The 17,678-nt window shown below is 64.9% G+C and carries 10 protein-coding genes; 6 read left to right on the top strand and 4 right to left on the bottom strand.

Going from position 1 to position 17,678, the window contains the following annotated elements; all coding sequences use genetic code 11:
• Positions 1-19: 19 nt before the first annotated feature.
• Together PVT67_RS14325 and gltB are read right to left on the bottom strand one after the other, a co-directional pair.
• Entirely contained in the window at positions 20-1,429 is a 1,410-nt protein-coding gene (locus PVT67_RS14325; protein WP_419181039.1) for a glutamate synthase subunit beta, read from the bottom strand.
• Positions 1,423-5,748 (bottom strand): glutamate synthase large subunit, encoded by a 4,326-nt coding sequence (gltB, locus tag PVT67_RS14320; RefSeq protein WP_301494668.1) that lies wholly within the window; start codon positions 5,746-5,748, stop codon positions 1,423-1,425. The genes PVT67_RS14325 and gltB overlap by 7 nt, the downstream gene beginning before the upstream one ends.
• 347 nt (positions 5,749-6,095) lie before the next feature.
• On the opposite strand from gltB, the gene arcB reads away from it, so the two are divergent.
• Positions 6,096-8,417: an aerobic respiration two-component sensor histidine kinase ArcB gene (arcB, locus tag PVT67_RS14315; protein ID WP_301494666.1), complete on the top strand. Its 2,322-nt coding sequence runs from the start codon at positions 6,096-6,098 to the stop codon at positions 8,415-8,417.
• Positions 8,418-8,480: 63 nt separating this feature from the next.
• Here the strand turns inward: arcB and arcA are convergent, their stop codons facing one another.
• On the bottom strand, positions 8,481-9,206 hold the full coding sequence (gene arcA / locus PVT67_RS14310; RefSeq protein ID WP_301494664.1) for a two-component system response regulator ArcA: 726 nt from the start codon (positions 9,204-9,206) through the stop codon (positions 8,481-8,483).
• Between the two features lie 318 nt (positions 9,207-9,524).
• Between arcA and PVT67_RS14305 the strand changes: the two genes are divergently transcribed.
• The 4 genes from PVT67_RS14305 (at position 9,525) to PVT67_RS14290 (ending at position 15,366) form a co-directional block, all read left to right on the top strand.
• Positions 9,525-9,938: a DUF3293 domain-containing protein gene (locus tag PVT67_RS14305; protein ID WP_301494661.1), complete on the top strand. Its 414-nt coding sequence runs from the start codon at positions 9,525-9,527 to the stop codon at positions 9,936-9,938.
• Between the two features lie 74 nt (positions 9,939-10,012).
• On the top strand, positions 10,013-11,446 hold the full coding sequence (locus tag PVT67_RS14300; RefSeq protein WP_301494659.1) for a coniferyl aldehyde dehydrogenase: 1,434 nt from the start codon (positions 10,013-10,015) through the stop codon (positions 11,444-11,446).
• Between the two features lie 178 nt (positions 11,447-11,624).
• A complete protein-coding gene (locus PVT67_RS14295; RefSeq protein ID WP_301494657.1) occupies positions 11,625-12,764 on the top strand; it encodes an HD-GYP domain-containing protein in 1,140 nt (379 codons plus the stop codon).
• Between the two features lie 73 nt (positions 12,765-12,837).
• Positions 12,838-15,366, top strand: coding sequence for an EAL domain-containing protein (locus tag PVT67_RS14290; protein WP_301494655.1), 2,529 nt, complete (start codon positions 12,838-12,840; stop codon positions 15,364-15,366).
• 210 nt (positions 15,367-15,576) lie between these two features.
• Here PVT67_RS14290 and PVT67_RS14285 read toward each other — a convergent pair whose 3' ends face one another.
• Positions 15,577-16,755 (bottom strand): acetyl-CoA C-acetyltransferase, encoded by a 1,179-nt coding sequence (locus tag PVT67_RS14285; RefSeq protein WP_301494652.1) that lies wholly within the window; start codon positions 16,753-16,755, stop codon positions 15,577-15,579.
• A 140-nt stretch (positions 16,756-16,895) separates the two neighbouring features.
• Here PVT67_RS14285 and tcdA point away from each other — a divergent pair, with 140 nt between their 5' ends.
• Complete coding sequence (gene tcdA / locus PVT67_RS14280) at positions 16,896-17,669, top strand: tRNA cyclic N6-threonylcarbamoyladenosine(37) synthase TcdA (RefSeq protein ID WP_301494650.1); 774 nt, start codon at positions 16,896-16,898, stop codon at positions 17,667-17,669.
• Positions 17,670-17,678 lie beyond the last annotated feature (9 nt).

Genomic DNA, 17,678 nt, shown 5'->3' with positions numbered 1-17,678 from the left:
CCTAATGATAGCGCGAGCCTCAAGCCGCGGTCACCCCGGCCGTCACCCCCAATTTGGCCAGTATGCCCATGGCCGCCTTGCGGCCGTTGGCGATGGCGGTCACCACCAGATCGGCACCCAGCACCATGTCGCCGCCGGCGAAGATCTTGGGATGCAGGGTACGGCCGTCCGGGGCCAGCACCCGGCCCGCTTCGTCCGCCACCACGCCAAGCTCGGACAGCCAGGCCGGCAGCTGCGGCCTGAAGCCCAGCGCCAGTATCACCGTGTCGGCTTCCAGGTCCCGCTCCGAGCCCGGCACCGGCTCTGGGCGGCGTCGCCCAGAGGCGTCGGGGGCGCCCAGCATCGTTTCCTGGACCCGGATGCCGGTGACTTTGCCATCCTCGGTCAGCACGGCCAGGGGCTGGTGGCAGAAGGCAAATTTCAGCCCTTCCTCTTCGGCGAAGCGCACCTCCTTGGGGGAGCCCGGCATGTTGGCGCGGTCGCGGCGGTAGAGCAGGGTGACGCTGTCGGCGCCCTGGCGCAGGGCGGTGCGGGAGCAGTCCATGGCGGTGTCGCCACCGCCTATGACCACCACCTTCTTGCCTAGCTGGTCGAAATGCAGGCTCGTGTCCTGCATCAATTTCAGGTTCTGGTCGTAGAGATAATGGGCCGCTTCCAGGCAGCCCTGGGCCTCGCTGCCTTCAAGACCGGAGTCGACGCTGCGCGGCGCCCCCAGCCCCAGGAAGACGGCGTCATGGCTGTCCAGTATGGCCTTGAAATCGATATCTTTACCGACACTGGTACCCAGCACGAAGTTGACGCCCATGTCTTTGAGCACCTCGAAGCGGCGCGCCACTATGTCCTTTTCCAGCTTGAAGCCGGGAATGCCGGTGACCAGCAGGCCGCCGATGCTGGCCTCGGCCTCATAGAGGGTGACCTCGACGCCGTTTCTTACCAGCAGATCGGCACAGCCGATGCCGGCCGGCCCTGCGCCTATGACGGCCACCTTGAAGCCCGTCTTGGCCACGAAAGACAGGTCCGGGCGCCAGCCGGCGTCCAGGGCCAGGTCGGCGATGTCCCGCTCCACCTGGCCTATGGTGACGGCGCCGAACTCGTCGTTGAGGGTGCAGACGCTCTCGCAGAGCCTGTCCTGGGGGCAGACCCGGCCGCAGACCTCCGGCAGGGGGTTGGTCTGGTGGGCCAGTTCGGCCGCATCCGTGATGCGGCCCTCGGCGGCCAGCTCCAGCCAGCGCGGTATGGCGTTGTGCAGGGGGCACTTCCACTGGCAATAGGGGGTGCCGCAGTCCAGGCAGCGCTTGGCCTGGTCCTCGCGGACCTCCTCGCCCTGGCGGGCCTGGACTTCCTTGAACTGGGTCACCCGCTCGGCGGCCGGCACCACGGCGCCGGTTTGGCGTGGCACGCTCAGGTAATGCAGGGGGTCTTTCATGATACGGCCTCCTTGAGTTGCGGCTGCCAGCCTTGGGGGTGGATGAGGGTAAAGCGCTGGGCCCAGCTGGGCTCGGCCAGCAGCTCGGCGGCCCTGGCCGAGCCGGTGAGGTTGTGGTGGCGCTTGATCAGGGCGCGGATCTGCTGCACCAGTTCGTTATGCTCGGTGAGGGGGCACCAGTCCACCAGCTCGGGGTTGACGGCGCGGCTGTCCAGGTCCATGACCACGGCCAGGCCGCCTGTCATGCCGGCGGCGAAATTGCGGCCCGTCCTGCCCAGCACCAGCACCAGGCCGGAAGTCATGTATTCGCAGCCGTGATCACCCAGGCCTTCCACCACCGCCAGGGCGCCGGAGTTGCGCACCGCGAAGCGCTCCCCGGCTTGGCCCTCGGCGAAACATTCGCCGCCGGTGGCCCCGAACAGGCAGGTGTTGCCCATGATCAGGGTGTCGGCGGCGACAAAGTGGCTGCCGGGGGGCGGGTTCAGCACCAGGGTGCCGCCAGCCAGGCCCTTGCCCACATAGTCGTTGGCGTCACCCACCAGCCGCACTTCCATCCCCGGCAGGGTGAAGGCGCCGAAGCTCTGGCCGGCGGTGCCGCGGAACTGCAGCCGTATGGGATGGGGGCTGCCGGCGTCGCCATGGGCCTTGGCGATGGCGCCGCTGAGCATGGCCGGCACAGTGCGGTCGGTGTTGGATATGGGGTAGTAGGCCAGCCAGGGGTTATCCAGCTGGGCCTCAGCCAGGATCTTGCCGTTGAGACCCGGCTCCCGCTCCTGCACCACCACCTCGTAGTCGGGCAGGCCGGGCAGGGCCTTGAGCAGCACCTGGCCCAGGGCTTCGTCGCTGCATTCCAGCAGATCCAGGCGGCCTTTGGCCGCAGCCAGGCTTTCAAGGCCAAGGCCGGCCAGCAGTTCGCGGATCTCCCTCGCCATCAGCTGGAAGAAGGCTTCCACCTGCTCCGGCAGGCCCCGGAAGTGCTTGTCGCGCAGCACGGGATGCTGGGTGGCGACGCCGGTGGCGCAGTTGTTCAAATGGCAGATGCGCAGGTACTTGCAGCCCAGGGCCACCATGGGAGCAGTGCCGAAGCCGAAGCTGTCGGCGCCGAGGATGGCGGCCTTGACCACGTCCAGCCCCGTCTTGAAGCCGCCGTCCACCTGCAGCAGCACCTGGTCGCGCATGCCTTCGCGCAGCAGGGCATGGTGGGCTTCCACCAGCCCCAGCTCCCAGGGGCCGCCGGCGTATTTCACCGAGGTCAGGGGGCTGGCACCGGTGCCGCCGTCGTAGCCGGACAAGGTGATGAGGTCGGCGCCGGCCTTGGCCACGCCGCAGGCGATGGTGCCCACCCCCTGGCAGGCCACCAGTTTCACCGACACCAGGGCCTCTGGGTTGACCGTCTTCAGATCATAGATCAGCTGGGCCAGATCCTCGATGGAATAGATGTCGTGGTGGGGCGGCGGCGAGATGAGGGTGGTGCCTGGTGTGGCATGGCGTAGCCTGGCGATTTCTTCCGACACCTTCTCGCCGGGCAGCTGGCCCCCTTCGCCGGGCTTGGCGCCCTGGGCCATCTTGATCTGGATGACTTCGGCGGTGGCCAGGTACTCGGGGGTGACGCCGAAGCGGCCAGAGGCCACCTGGCGGATCTTGGAGCGGCCGAGGCTGCGGCGGCGCAGGGGATCCTCGCCGCCCTCGCCGGAGTTGGAACGGCCGCCGAGGCGGTTCATGGCGATGGCCAGGGCCTGGTGCGCCTCGGGGGAGAGGGCGCCGATGCTCATGGCCGCCGTATCCATGCGCGGGAAGAGGGCTTGGGCCGGCTCCACCCGCTCGATGTCCAGGCCTTGGGTCTGGGGCTTGAGGCTCAGCTTGTCGCGCAGGAAGGCGTCGCGGCCCTGGTGCACGGCCTGGGTATAGCGCTGCCAGGCTTCCCAGGAATGGCTGCGCACCGCCTGTTGCAGGCTCTGCACCACGTCCGGGTGCCAGGCGTGGTATTCACCGCCCGGCTGGAATTTCAACAGGCCGCCGAGCGGCAGGGGGCCCGGCATGAAGGCGTCCTGGTGGCATTTGAGGCTGTCGGCCTTGAGCTCGGCGAAGCCCTTGCCGCCGATAGGGCTCTTGAGGCCGGGGAAGCAGAGGCGGGAGACTTCCTCATCCAGGCCGAGCAGATCGAAGAGGGCAGCGCCGCGGTAGGAGGCGATGGTGCTGATCCCCATCTTGGAGAGGATCTTCTTGAGGCCGGCGTTGATGCCGTTGCGGTATTTCAGCAGCACCGACTTCAAAGAACCGTCCAAGAGGCCGGCATCAACGAGGGCCGCCAGGGACTCGAAGGCGAGATAGGGGTAGACGGCGGTGGCTCCCAGGCCCAGCAGCACGGCGAAGTGGTGGGGGTCGCGCACGCTGCCCGTCTCGATAAAGAGGTTGGCACTGGCACGCAGCTGGCGGTCCACCAGCCTTTCCTGGACGGCGCCCACGGCCAGCGGCGCCGGTATCATCAACTTGCCGTCCTGGACCTGGCGGTCGGAGAGCACCACCAGCACGGCGCCGTCCCTGACAGCCTCTTCTGCGTCTTCGCAGAGCTGCTCTATGGCGGCCTTGAGGTCGCCGTCCTTGGGGTAGGCCAGGCTCAGGATCTGATGGCTCTTCTTGGCCAGCAGCTGATGTAGATCCGAGTAGAGCAGCACCGGGGACTTGAACTGGACCCTGGCGATATGGCCCGAGGTCTCGCAGAAGACGTTCTGCTCGGCACCTATGTAGGTGGTCAGCGACATCACGAAGGCTTCGCGCAGTGGGTCTATGGGCGGGTTGGTGACCTGGGCGAAACGCTGGCGGAAGTAGTCGAAGAGGCTGCGAGGCCCTTTGGACAGGCTGGCGAGCGGCGTGTCGTCGCCCATGGAGCCCACCGCTTCCTTGCCGTCACGGCCCAGCACCGCCACCACCTCATGGATCTCCTCCCGGGTCAGGCCGAAGTACTTCTGCACCCTCTTGAGCTGCTCGTCGGTGAGGTCGCGGATGCCGGCCTGGGCGGCGGATAAGTCCTCGAAGGGAGTCAGCTTGGTGTGGTTCTCGCTCAGCCATTCCCGGTAGGGGTGGCGTTCGGCCAGGTCCCTGTCGATGGCGTCGCTGAACCAGACTTGGCCCTTGTAGGTGTCCACGGCCAGCAGCTGTCCGGGCCCGACCCGGCCCTTGGCCACCACCTCGTCTTCGGCGTAGTCCCAGATCCCCACCTCCGAGGCCAGGGTGATGAGGCCGTCTTTGGTCTCCACCCAGCGGGCCGGGCGCAGGCCGTTACGGTCCAGCTGGCAGGCGGCGAAGCGGCCGTCGGCCATCACCACCCCGGCCGGGCCGTCCCAAGGCTCCATGTGCATGGAGTTGAATTCGAAGAAGGCTTTGACGTCGTCGGCCATCACCGGATCCTGCTCCCAGGCCGGGGGCATGATGAGGCGCATGGCGCGGAAGAGATCCATGCCGCCGGACAGCAGCAGGTCGAGCATGTTGTCCATGGCCAGTGAGTCGGAGCCGGTGGCGCTGATAAAGGGCCTGGCGTCCTGGAGATCCGGCAGCAGCGGCGAGGCGAACTTGTGGCTGCGGGCCCGCGCCCAGTGGCGGTTGCCGGAGATGGTGTTGATCTCGCCGTTGTGGGCCAGGTAGCGGAACGGCTGGGCCAGCTCCCAACGGGGCAGGGTGTTGGTGGAGAAGCGCTGGTGGAAGAGGCAGATGGTGCTCTCCATGCGCAGATCGGTGAGATCGCGGTAGAAGCGCGGCAGGTCGGCGGCCAGGGTCAGGGCCTTGTAGACCACCACCACACAGGAAAGCGATGCTATGTAGGCCTGCTGACCTTCGGCCTCCAGGCGTTTCTCGGCGCGGCGCCTCGCCATGTAGAGGCGGCGCTCCAGTTCGCGCTTGCGCCAGCCGGGCGGGGCATTGACCAGCACTTGCTCTATCACCGGCTGGCTCTGGCGGGCGATATGGCCGAGCACTGATGGGTCTACCGGCACAGGGCGCCAGCCCGCTACGGTCAGGGTTTCCTGGGCCAGCTCCTCGGCGATGATGGCCTTGGACCTTTCGCTGTCCCGGGGCAGGAAGACCATGCCGACGGCGAAGCGCTTGGCCAGGCGGAAAGCGTTTTCCTCGGCCACAGCGCGAAAGAATTTGGTTGGCAGGGCCAGCAGCAGGCCGCAGCCGTCGCCGGTACGGCCGTCGGCGGCGATACCGCCGCGGTGCTGCATACGGGAAAGTCCCTGCAGGGCCAGGCGCAGCAGCCTGTGGCTGGCTTGCCCTTCCTTGTGGGCGATCAAGCCAAAACCGCAGTTGTCGCGGGCTTCAACCATTTGTCCACCTCCATCATTTTTATGCATTAATGCAGCATAAAAAATGTTAATGCTCAGTTGCGGACTGTTCACCCTATAGCCAAGAATGGGGGCTGGTCAATGGGGTTTTGAATATAAACTCCAATATTCATGCAACCTTTACGTAAACGTAAGGCCGCCATTTTCCACCTTTTCAAGGGGTTGCTTTGGATGTTTAGCCGTCTGGAAGTGTTGGTGGTAGGTTGGCTGTTCTGGATGGCTGGTGGCTGGGCCGGGAACTTGGCGCTTCGGTGCTGTCTCATGCCTTGTTGATTGCCCAGAGGCCCTCTCTCTAGGACAATAGCGGTGATAAAGGAGGACTCTTCCCTATGATGACAGCCTGGGCGCAGAAGTTTACGGAGCTGCTGACCCGACTGGGCACGGCGCGCTTCAGTATCGCCCTGTTCAGCCTGATCCTGCTGGTGTGCCTGGTGGGCACCAGCACTGCCGATATCCTCTTGCACGGCAATGTCACCGTCTATGACCTGCTGACCCCGCTGCTGTTGACCCTGCTCACGGCCCCCTGGGTGCTTTATTTCTTCCTGGAGATGATTTCCCAGCTCGACGCCTCGCGCCGCCACCTCTTCCAACTGGTGGAACAGCTCGAGCAGCTGCGCGAGCAGGACCGCGTCCTCAACCAGAGCCTCAAGGACAAGGTGGAGCAGCTCAACTTCGAGATAGACGAGCGTAAGAAGGCCGAGTTTGCCCGCCAGGACGCCATAGACCGCCTGAGCCTGGAAGTGGTGGAGCGCAAGAAGACCCAGGAGTCCCTCGGCGAGCAGACGGCGCTGCTGCGCTCCTTTATCAACTCCTCCCCGGACATGATCTACTTCCGCAACGAGAAGGGCATCTTCTACGGCTGCAACAAGGCGGTGGAGCAGGTGACCGGCAAGAAGGAGCAGGAACTGATTGGCCTGTCCCCCTTCGAGGTCTATCCCAACGAGGTGGCCATGCGTGCCATCGAGACCGACAAGGTGCTGTTCGAGAACAACCAGCAGGTGACCTACGAGCAGTGGCTGCAATACCCGGACGGCCGCAAGGCCCTGTTCGAGATGCGCAAGGTGCCCTTCTTCTCCGCCTCCGGCCGGCGCCTGGGGCTCTTGGGCTTCGGCCGCGACATCACGGAACGCAAGAAGGCCGCCGACGCCCTGGAAAAGGCGGCCCGGGAGAAGACCCAGTTCATCGCCACCCTCAGCCACGAGCTGCGCACTCCGCTCAACGGCATAGTGGGCCTGGCGCGGATGCTGCGCGACACCCAGCTCACCGAGGAGCAGCGTTCCTACCTCAACACCATCTATGTGTCGGCCGAGACCCTGGGCAACCTCTTCAACGACATCATCGATCTCGACAAGGCCGACCGCCGCCGCCTGACCATAGTGCCGGACGTGCAGGACCTGCCCGCCTTCATCGACGACATCAGCAACCTGGCCCAGCTGATGGCCGAGCAGAAGGGCCTGGCCTGGCGCTTCGAGGGCCCGGCCCAACTGCCCAAACATGTGCTGATGGATGCCACCCGCACCCGCCAGATCCTCTGGAACCTCATCGGCAACGCCGTCAAGTTCACCGACCACGGCCAGGTGGGGCTTGAGGTCAGCCTGGAGGCGGAGGGGGCAGGCCAGGTGCTGGCCCGTTTCGCCGTCACCGACACCGGTATCGGCATCCCCCAGGGGGAACTCGACAAGATCTTCGCCATGTATTACCAGGTGGAGTCCGGCGGCAAGAAGCACGCCACCGGTACCGGCATCGGCCTGGCGGTGAGCCGCAACCTGGCCCTGGCCATGGGCGGCAAGCTGGAGGTGACCTCCAACCCCGGCCGCGGCTCCACCTTCGTGCTGACCTTGCCGCTGCCGCTGTCCGAGGAGGAAAAGGCGGCCGAGACGGCCCACAGCTGCGCCAAGCAGAGCCTGGACATACTGCTGGTGGAAGACATAGAGCTGAACGTGACCGTGGCCAAGGCGCTGCTGGAGAAGCTCGGCCACCAGGTGACAGTGGCCATGACCGGCCAGGCCGCCCTGGAGGCCTGCCAGGGCCATCTCTTCGATCTGGTGCTGCTGGACATCCAGTTGCCGGACATGACCGGCTTCGAGGTGGCCTGCGCCCTGCGCGAACAGCCCCAGTTCGGCGAGCTGCCGATAGTGGCCCTGACCGCCAACGTCATCAAGGACAAGGATGAATACCTGGAGAACGGCATGGACGACGCCATCTCCAAGCCGCTGTCGGTGGCCAGCGTGACGGCCATCATCGAGGAGTTCTACGGCGAGCCCGGCACCGGCCTGGTGCAGCGCAGCGTCGACGAGGACGAGGACAAGCTGCTGGACACCGAGCTGCTTGGCCAGTTCGTGGAGGCGGTGGGCGCCAAGGTGATGCTGCAATCCGCCGGCCTCTTCGCCCAGCAGATGCCCGAGTACCTCAAGGTGCTGGAATCCAACCTGATGGCCGGCGACCAGCAGGAGACCTGCGACATGGCCCACAAGATCAAAGGGGCCGCCGCCGCCATCGGCCTCAAGCGCATCCAGCAGCTGGCCAACCACGCCCAGCACGGTGACGCCCCGGCCTGGCAGGAGAACATCCAAGACTGGGTGGACGAGATAGCCGAGAACTGGGAATCGGATCTGGCGCTATTGAACGATTGGCTGGATAGCCGCAGCTAACAGAAAACCGGCCTGGGCCGGTTTTCTGTGGGCATGAAAAAGCCGGCAATGCCGGCTTTTTGCTTAGTGGTTCTCGGTGGCGTCTATCTCGCCACAGAAGCGGTAGCCTTCGCCGTGGATGGTGGCGATGATCTCCGGGGTCTCCGGCAAGGACTCGAAGTGCTTGCGGATGCGGCGGATGGTCACGTCCACTGTGCGGTCGTGGGGCTTGAGCTCGCGGCCAGTCATCTGCTTGAGCAGCTCGGCGCGGGTCAGGATCTTGCCCGGGTTCTCGATGAAGAACTGCAGGGCGCGGAACTCGCTGCGGGGCAGCTTGAAGCTCTCGCCTTTGGGGCTTATCAGGGAGCGGCTGTTCACTTCCAGGGTCCAGCCGTTGAACTTGTAACGCTCCACCTCGGACTGCTCTTCCGGCTTGGCGGTAGAGAGGGTACGGCCCAGCAGGTTGCGGGCGCGGATGGTCAGTTCGCGGGGGTTGAAGGGCTTGGTGATGTAGTCGTCGGCACCGATCTCCAGGCCCAGGATCTTGTCGACCTCGTTGTCGCGGCCGGTCAGGAAGATGAGGCCCATGTCGCGCTTTTCGCGGATCTCGCGAGCGAGCAGCAGGCCGTTCTTGCCGGGCAGGTTGATGTCCATGATCACCAGATCGATGGGGTTGTTGGCCAACACATCATGCATTTCGGCGCCATCGCTGGCTTCCACCACCACATAGCCTTCGGCTTCGAAGAGGCTCTTGAGGGTGGTGCGGGTTACCGTTTCGTCTTCAACAATGAGGATATGAGGGGTCTGCATGGGCTTACCTGATTTTTGGGCTCTAGTTTCGCATCAACTTGGCAAGGACTGTTCGTGCTCAATGAGATTTTAGCAACGAAGGGCTGACAATCCCTTAAATCAGCACTGACAACCGATAACTTGGGTACTGCCACTACCAGAAAGTTCAGCCGGCACTGCCGAAGTTCCAAAAGCAGACCCTACGGCTGGTCAGTTTTTGTCCCTGCTGTGGGGGGAGCAAGTATAAGCCATGTAACAGTGGCCTAACAAGCTGATGCATCAGGGTAAAAAACGTTTGCGTGCCTAAAATAAAGGGTGCAGGCCAAGGGAGAGAAGCAGATGGAACTCTGGGACGCTTACCAAAACACTGTGTTTCTGATGCAGCGGCCACCGTCGCGGCGTTTGAGTTTTGCCATAGTCACGGCCTACAACCCCAGGGGCAAGGCGCTTTGCGAGGCGGCCAACCACTACCGTGACCAGCGCCTGGAGGCCGAGCTGAAGGCCACAGGCCAGCACCCCCAACCGCTCTGGGGCTGCTCGCCGGATTTCCAGCATCGTGAGAAATCCTGGGCCCTGGTGATGCCGAAGGAACAGGCGGTGCAACTGGGCTGGCGCTTGGAACAGAACGCCATCTACTACGTGGAACACGACGTCCTCTATCTGGTGCCTTGCCTGATGGAGGACCAGGAGGAAAGCCGGCTGGGGCTCTTCTCCGAGCGCCTCTTCGAGCAGGCTCCGCCTGAGCTGGGCTAAAGGCCCTGCTGTTGCCCCTGATCCCACTGTGGCGCATATTAATTGACTTTCAGTCAGTTAATTGAGGCTCATTGATGAGCGCCACCGTCACTCCCTTGGCTTCAGCGCCGCCGTCCATCGACCTGTCTTCGCGCCTGGCCCTGGCCAGGGACGCCTTCGAGGCCGATCCCCATCCCAGTTTCAAGCAGCGCCGCGACTGGCTGAAGCGCTTGAAGCGGCTGGTGCTGGACAACCAGGAGGCGCTGATCCAGGCCCTGGACCAGGATTTCGGCGGCCGTCCCCGTTTTGAGACCCTGTTAGGGGAACTGCTGCCGGCGGTGGAAGGCATCAATCACCACCGCAAGTACATGAAACTCTGGCTGCAGGGGGAGCGGCGCCACGCCGGCCTCAGCCTCTGGCCGGCCAGGGCCTGCCTCGACTACCACCCCCTGGGAGTGGTGGGGATCATGGTGCCCTGGAACTACCCCCTCTACCTGGCCCTGGGCCCGGTCACCGCAGCCCTGGCGGCCGGCAACAGGGTGCTGGTGAAGGTCTCGGAGCACAGCCCCCATACGTCCAGGCTGCTGGCCGAGTTGGTGGAGCGGTATTTCCCCAAGGATCTCTTGCAGATAGTGGAAGGGGACGCCCAGGTGTCGGCGGCCTTCTCCCGGCTGCCCTTCGACCACCTGCTCTTCACCGGCTCTACCGCCGTCGGCAAGCTGGTGATGAAGGCCGCCGCCGAGAACCTCACGCCTTTGACCCTGGAGCTGGGGGGCAAGTCGCCGGCCCTGGTGGCCCCCGACATGCCGCTGAAGCTGGCCGCAGAGCGGCTGCTGTTCGGCAAATGCTTCAATGCCGGCCAGACCTGCGTGGCCCCCGATTATGTGCTGGTGCCAAAAGGCAAAGGCCAGGCCTTCGCCGAGCAGATGCTGGCCGCCTTCGAGGGCCGCTACCCACTCTGGCAGGACAACGGCGACTACGGCAGCATCATCAACGGCCAGCAGTACAGCCGCCTCTGCAGTTATTTGGACGAGGCCAGGGAAAGGGGGGTAAGGGTGTTGGGGCCTTCCCCGGGCCGGCACGATGGCCGCCACCGCCTGGCCCTGCAACTGCTGGTCAATCCGCCGCTGGACCTGGCCCTGATGGAAGAAGAGATCTTCGGGCCCATCATGCCTGTCGTCGAATACGGGAGCCTGGAGCAGGCCATCGCCTTCATCCAGGGCAGGCCCAAGCCCCTGGCCTTCTATCCTTTCAGCTTCGACACCAAGACCCAGGGCAAGCTGCTCAAGGCCGTCCATGCCGGCGGTGTCTGCATCAACGACAGCCTGCTGCAGGTGGCGGCCGCCGACCTGCCTTTCGGCGGCATAGGCCAGTCCGGCATGGGCCATTACCACGGCAGGGAAGGGGTCCTGACCTTTTCCAAGGCCAGGTCCGTATTGAAGAAGGGGCGGCTGTCCTTCACTGCTTTCATCTACCCGCCCTACAAGGAGGGCCTGCTGCGCTGGCTGCTGAGGGTGCTGCTGCGCTAGGGCCTGGCGGGGGCCAAAGCCACAAAGTGTGACAACCGTCAGTGACGCCTTCGCTTGCTTTGCTGATACACTTTTCCCCCTGGCTAAACAGGTGTTTAGTTAGAAAGTGTACATCCTGGGGGTCAGGCTCCGGTGCGAAAGCAACGGGGCCTTCAGTAAGACTGGGTTGAAGGTAAGAATGTCTGACAAGGTTGTATGCGTTGAGCTAGAGGCTCTGCAACCCGGCGATTACGTGGTACGTATCGAGGAAAGTTCAGGGTTCCGCCTGAAGCAGTCCGGCTATATCCAGTCCGAGCAGAGCCTGGAAAGGCTACGGGAAGCCGGGGTCAAATCGGTGTGGGTGGATCCCAGCCGCCGCAAGGCCTCGCCGCCGGACGAGGCCCCTGAGCCGCAAGGCAAGGCAGAGACCACCAAACCGCGCCGCCTCTACCTCGAGGCGCGCAGCGCCATGGCCCGCTTCTACGAGGCGGTGGCCGGCGATGCCATGCCCGACATCGAGGAAGCCAGCCAGTACGCCAAGGGCTTCGTGGACGGCGCCCTCAAGCACCCCACCACCATGTCCTGCCTGACCCGCATCCGCGAGAAAGACGCCTACCTGATGGAGCATTCCCTTAACGTCTGCATCCTGATGGCGCTCTTTGCCCGCCACTTGGGGCTGGACAGGGAGCTTATCGACAAGCTGGCCCTGGGGGCCTTGCTCCACGATCTCGGCAAGGTCAAGGTTCCGGAGTCCATCCTGATGAAGCCCGGTAAGCTGACCGACGAAGAGTTCGAGGTGATGAAGACCCATGTCACCCATTCGGCGGCCATACTGGCGGAGGAGCCTGGCCTGCCGCCCGAGGTGATGGACGTGGTGGCCAACCACCACGAACGGTTGGACGGTCACGGCTACCCGGCCGGCAAGGGCGCCGAGTCCTTGTCCCAGTACGCCCGGATGATCACCATAGTGGACGTCTACGACGCCCTCACCGCCGAGCGCTGCTACAAGTCGGCGATGCCGCCTACCCGGGCCCTGAAGATACTGCTGGATCTCTCGGGCAGCCATTTCGATCGCACTCTGGTGCAGCAGTTCATCAAGTGCATCGGCATCTATCCGGCGGGCACCCTGGTGCGGCTCAAGTCCCAGCGGCTGGCGGTGGTCATGGAAGTGCCGCCGGAAACCCCCCTGAAACCCCTGGTCAAGCTGATCTACAACGCCAAGAGCCGCACCCACCTGCCGGTGCAGCAGCTGGACCTGCGCACCAGCCAGGACAGCATCGAATGCGCAGAGGATCCGGCCCTCTACGGCCTGAACATAGCCCGTTACCTCGACGCCTGACTTTGATCCAGCTTAAGGTCATTGGGCCTGCCAGCGCCTAATATCAAGGGTCGTCTCATGGAAGGAAGACCCTATGGCCGGCCTAGCCGCACCTTTCGATTTCCAGACTGAACCCAATGTCGGCAGCCTTGTCAGCGGCGGCCTCTTGGGTTGCCCGCCCCAAACGCCCCTGGAGGAAGCCTGCCGGCTGATGAGCAAGGCCAGGCAAAGCTGCATCCTGGTCATGGACGGCCAGGCCGTATTGGGGATCTGGACCGAAGGGGACGTGCGCCGCCTCGATCTCGCCTCACCCCAAGCCCTTTCCCAGCCCATCGGCGAGCTGATGAGCAGCCCGGTGCACAGCATCGACCAGGACCAACCCCTGGGCCGGGCCGCCAACCTGATGAAGCGCTTCGGGGTGCGCCGGCTGCTGATCAGCGACGAGCAGGGCCAGGCCCTGGGCATGCTGACCCAGTCCGACATCATCCGTTTCCAGGGGGTGGAGCATTACCTGCTGATGCGCGACCTCGGGGGCTGCCTGCGCCGCCGGCCCGTGGTGGTGGACAGCAACATGCCCCTGGTCGAGGCGGTGCGGCTGATGGCCGAGCAGCAGGTGGACGCCCTGGTGGTGGCCCGGGGCGAGGAGCTCGGCATCCTCACCGAACGGGATCTGGTGGCCTGGATAGCCGGTGACAGGCGCACCAGCGCCGGCGCCCTGGCTCATTTCCCGCTTTTCGCCATGGTGGAAAACAGCAGCCTGATGCTGGCGGTGCAGACCTTGCAGGACAGGCACTTGCGGCACATGGGGGTGTTGGATCCGCAAGGTCGGCTGCTCGGCCTGCTCAGCTTCAGCGACGTCCTCGCCAGCATCGAATACGAATATGTCAGCCAGCTGCGGGGCCTGCTGGACCAGCGGGACAAGGCCCTGCGCAGCTCGGTGGAACACCTGCGCCTGGCCAGGCAGGTGATCAACGCCTCCCTGGACGGCATCATGATCACCGACGACAACGGTCATATCGAATCGGTCAACCCCAGCTTCTCCCTGGTGACCGGCTACCGTCCCGAGGAAGTGGTAGGCAAGACTCCGGCCCTGCTCAGCTCCGGCTACCATGACAAGAATTTTTACGGCGCCATGTGGGCCCAGTTGACGGACCAGGGCTACTGGCAGGGAGAGATCTGGAACAAGCGCAAGAGCGGCGAGGTCTACCCGGAATGGCTGACCATCACCGCCATCCGCGACGACGACGGCGAGATCCGCAAGTACGCCGGCATCTTCACCGACATCACCGACCGTAAGCACAAGGAGGCCAGGATCCAGGCCCTGGCCTACTATGACGAGCTGACCGGCCTGCCCAACAGGCGGCTCTTCACCGACCGGCTGCAGCTGGCCATCGCCAATGCCCGCCGCCACCACCACCAGGTGGCCCTGCTGTTCGTCGACCTGGATCTCTTCAAGCGCATCAACGACTCCCTTGGCCACCAGGCCGGGGACCAGGTGCTTCAGGAAGTGGCCAAGCGGCTTCAGGACAATGTGCGGGAGGGGGACTCGGTGGCGCGGCTGGGGGGCGACGAGTTCACAGTGCTGGTGCCCGAAGTGGAGGACCTCAAGAACCTGGAGCGCCTTGCCCTGCGGCTCATCGAGGCCCTCTACGCCCCCATCGCCATCGACGGCCGAGCCCTGTTCCTGTCCGCCAGTATCGGCATCAGCCTCTTCCCCGGCGACAGCAACGACGAGGACGAACTGCTGCGTTTTGCCGACACCGCCATGTACCGCGCCAAGGAGCAAGGCCGCAACAAGTTCCGCTTCTATAACAGTCAGATGGGTGACGTCACCCGCCAGGAACTGCTGCTGGAGGAACGGCTGCACGGGGCCTTGTCCAAGGGCGAGCTGGCCGTCCATTACCAACCCAAGGTGGACCTCAATAGCGGTGCCCTGCTGGGCATGGAAGCCCTGCTGCGCTGGCATGACGCCGTGCTGGGCCCAGTGTCGCCGGCCCAGGTGATCCCCCTTGCCGAGCGGCTGGGCCTTATCGAGGCGGTGGGCATGCAGGTGCTGGACAAGGTCTGTGCCCAACTGGCGGCCTGGGGCAGGGCCGGCCTGCAACGGGTGCCGGTTGCGGTGAACCTGTCGGTGCCCCAGCTCAGAGACGAAGGCTTCCTGGACGCCCTGGACGGTTGCCTGGCCCGCCATGGGGTGCCGGCCGAGCTACTGGAGCTGGAGATCACCGAGAGCTGCCTGATCCCGGAGCGGGCCGAGGCCATGCTGGAATTGCTGGGAGCCCTCAAGCAGCGGGGGATCCGCCTCGCCATCGATGATTTCGGCACCGGCTATTCGTCCCTGGCTTACCTGCGCAGGCTGCCCATAGACGCCCTCAAGCTCGACCAGGGCTTCGTGCGGCACCTGCCGGAGAGCGCCGAGGACGTGGCTATCAGCCTGGCGGTGCTGGGCCTGGCCAAGGGCCTGGGGCTGGAGGTGATAGCAGAGGGCATAGAGCGGCCAGAGCAGGCCAGCTTCCTGGCCCAGTACCTTTGCGATCAGGGCCAGGGCTACTGGTTCAGCGCCGCGGTGCCGGGCAAGGAGGCCGGGCAATGGTTAAAGGGGCAACCCTGGCCGCTGCCATGAGAAAAGGGCCCCGAAGGGCCCTTTTTTGTGGTCGCTTGGCTTAGCGCTCGACCGCCAGGGCCACGCCTTGGCCGCCGCCGATACGGCGAGGTGAAGAGTGCGGCGACCTTTCACCTGGCCCTTACTTAGCGCTCGACCGCCAGGGCCACGCCTTGGCCGCCGCCGATACGGCGAGGTGAAGAGTGCGGCGACCTTTCACCTGGCCTTTACTTAGCGCTCGACCGCCAGGGCCACGCCCTGACCGCCGCCGATGCAGAGGGTCGCCAGGCCCTTCTTGGCGTCGCGGCGGATCATCTCGTGCACCAGGGTCACCAGCACCCGGCAGCCGGAGGCGCCTATGGGATGGCCGAGGGCTATGGCGCCGCCGTTGACGTTGACCTTGTCTGCATCCCAGCCCAGCTCCTTGCTGACGGCCAGTGACTGGGCGGCGAAGGCCTCGTTGGCCTCGATGAGGTCGAGGTCGGCGACGGACCAGCCGGCCTTGTCCAGGCAGCGGCGGGTGGCGGACACAGGGCCTATGCCCATGATGGCCGGATCCACGCCGGCGTTGGCGTAGGCCTTGATGCGGGCCAGCACCGCCAAGCCCAGGCTCTGTGCCTTGGCGGCGCTCATCAGCACCACTATGGCGGCGCCGTCGTTGATGCTGGAGGCGTTACCGGCGGTGACGGAGCCGTCCTTCTTGAAGGCCGGGCGCAGCTTGGCCAGGCTCTCGGCCGTGGTGCCGGGGCGGGGCTGCTCGTCGGTGTCGAAGACGACAGGCTCGCCCTTGCGCTGGGGGATGGCGATGGGGGTGATCTCCGCCTTGAAGCGGCCCGCCTCTATGGCGGCCACCGCCTTTTGCTGGGAGGCGGCGGCGAAGGCGTCCTGCTCCTCGCGGCTGAGGCCGTATTTCTCCACCAGGTTCTCGGCGGTGATGCCCATGTGGTAGTCGTTGAAGGCGTCCCAGAGGCCGTCCTTGATCATGGTGTCGACCATCTCGGCGTGGCCCATGCGCAGGCCGGTGCGGGCGCCGGGCAGCACATAAGGGGACAGGCTCATGTTCTCCATGCCGCCCGCTATCACCACCTCGGCGTCACCGCAGCGGATGGCCTGGGTGCCGAGATGCAACGCCTTGAGGCCGCTGCCGCAGACCTTGTTGAGGGTCATGGCCGGCACGCCGTGGGGCAGGCCGGCGTGGATGGCGGCCTGGCGGGCCGGGTTCTGGCCGGAGCCGGCGGTCAGTACCTGGCCCAGCAGCACTTCGTCCACCTGGGCCTTGTCCAGGCCCAGCTTGGCCAGGGTTTCGGCGATCAGGGTGGCGGCCAGTTGCGAGGCTGGGATCTGGCTCAGCGAGCCCTGGAAGCTACCGACGGCGGTACGGGTCGCGGCGACTATGACTACGTCCTGCATGGGTGACTCCTTGTTGGGGCGCAAGGCGCCCTTGGTTGGGGGATAAAAACATGATGCCTGGGAATTATGTCAGTTTGGAATAGGCCATAGGTGCAGGAAAAAGCCATGCTAGAATGCGCGCCCTGCTTGAGGGGTAACAGATGAGCGATTTCGAGACCCGCTTCGGCGGCATCATCCGGCTTTACGGCCGAGAGGCTGCCGAAACGTTGAAAAACAGCCATATCTTCGTGGCCGGCATCGGCGGCGTCGGCACCTGGGTGGCCGAGGCCCTGGCCCGCAGCGGCGTCGGCGCCATCACCCTGGTGGACATGGACGACATCTGCACCACCAACAGCAATCGCCAGATCCACGCCCTGACCAGCACCATAGGCCGTCCCAAGACGGAGGTGATGGCCGAGCGCATCCGCCTTATCAACCCCGAGTGCACCGTCACCGCTATCGACGACTTCGTCACCCCCGACAACGTCGCCGAGCTGTTGGCGCCGGGCTTCGATTACGTCATAGACGCCACCGACTCCCTGGGGGCCAAGGCGGCCATGATCGCCTTCTGCAAGCGCAACAAGAGACGCGTCATCACCATAGGGGGCGCCGGCGGCCAGGTGGATCCCACCCAGGTGCAGGTGGCGGATCTCACCAAGACCATCCAGGACCCCCTGGCCCGCAAGCTGAAAGAGCGGCTGCGCCGCTCCTACCACTTCTCCAAGACCCGCAAGTTCGGGGTGGACTGCGTCTTCTCCTCCGAAGCCCTCAAATATCCCCAGCCGGACGGCTCTGTCTGCGGCACCAAGAACGCCGACGGCTCCATGCGCATGGACTGCGCCTCCGGCTTCGGCGCCTCCATGGTGGTGACGGCGACCTTTGGCCTGGTGGCCGTGGCCCGGGTCATCGAGAAGCTGACGGGCGTTAAAGCCTGACAGGTGGTG

The sequence above is a fragment of the Gallaecimonas kandeliae genome (assembly GCF_030450055.1).
In the GTDB taxonomy this organism is placed as follows: domain Bacteria; phylum Pseudomonadota; class Gammaproteobacteria; order Enterobacterales; family Gallaecimonadaceae; genus Gallaecimonas; species Gallaecimonas kandeliae.
This window is presented reverse-complemented; position numbering and strand designations above follow the sequence as displayed.

What these genes read in the sequence shown, in the direction of transcription:
- PVT67_RS14290 (WP_301494655.1), top strand. Translation starts at nt 12,838, where the DNA reads ATGGCCGGCCTAGCCGCACCTTTCGATTTCCAGACTGAACCCAATGTC.
- PVT67_RS14300 (WP_301494659.1), top strand. Translation starts at nt 10,013, where the DNA reads ATGAGCGCCACCGTCACTCCCTTGGCTTCAGCGCCGCCGTCCATCGAC.
- PVT67_RS14285 (WP_301494652.1), bottom strand. Translation starts at nt 16,755, where the DNA reads ATGCAGGACGTAGTCATAGTCGCCGCGACCCGTACCGCCGTCGGTAGC.
- arcA (WP_301494664.1), bottom strand. Translation starts at nt 9,206, where the DNA reads ATGCAGACCCCTCATATCCTCATTGTTGAAGACGAAACGGTAACCCGC.
- PVT67_RS14305 (WP_301494661.1), top strand. Translation starts at nt 9,525, where the DNA reads ATGGAACTCTGGGACGCTTACCAAAACACTGTGTTTCTGATGCAGCGG.
- PVT67_RS14295 (WP_301494657.1), top strand. Translation starts at nt 11,625, where the DNA reads ATGTCTGACAAGGTTGTATGCGTTGAGCTAGAGGCTCTGCAACCCGGC.
- gltB (WP_301494668.1), bottom strand. Translation starts at nt 5,748, where the DNA reads ATGGTTGAAGCCCGCGACAACTGCGGTTTTGGCTTGATCGCCCACAAG.
- arcB (WP_301494666.1), top strand. Translation starts at nt 6,096, where the DNA reads ATGATGACAGCCTGGGCGCAGAAGTTTACGGAGCTGCTGACCCGACTG.
- tcdA (WP_301494650.1), top strand. Translation starts at nt 16,896, where the DNA reads ATGAGCGATTTCGAGACCCGCTTCGGCGGCATCATCCGGCTTTACGGC.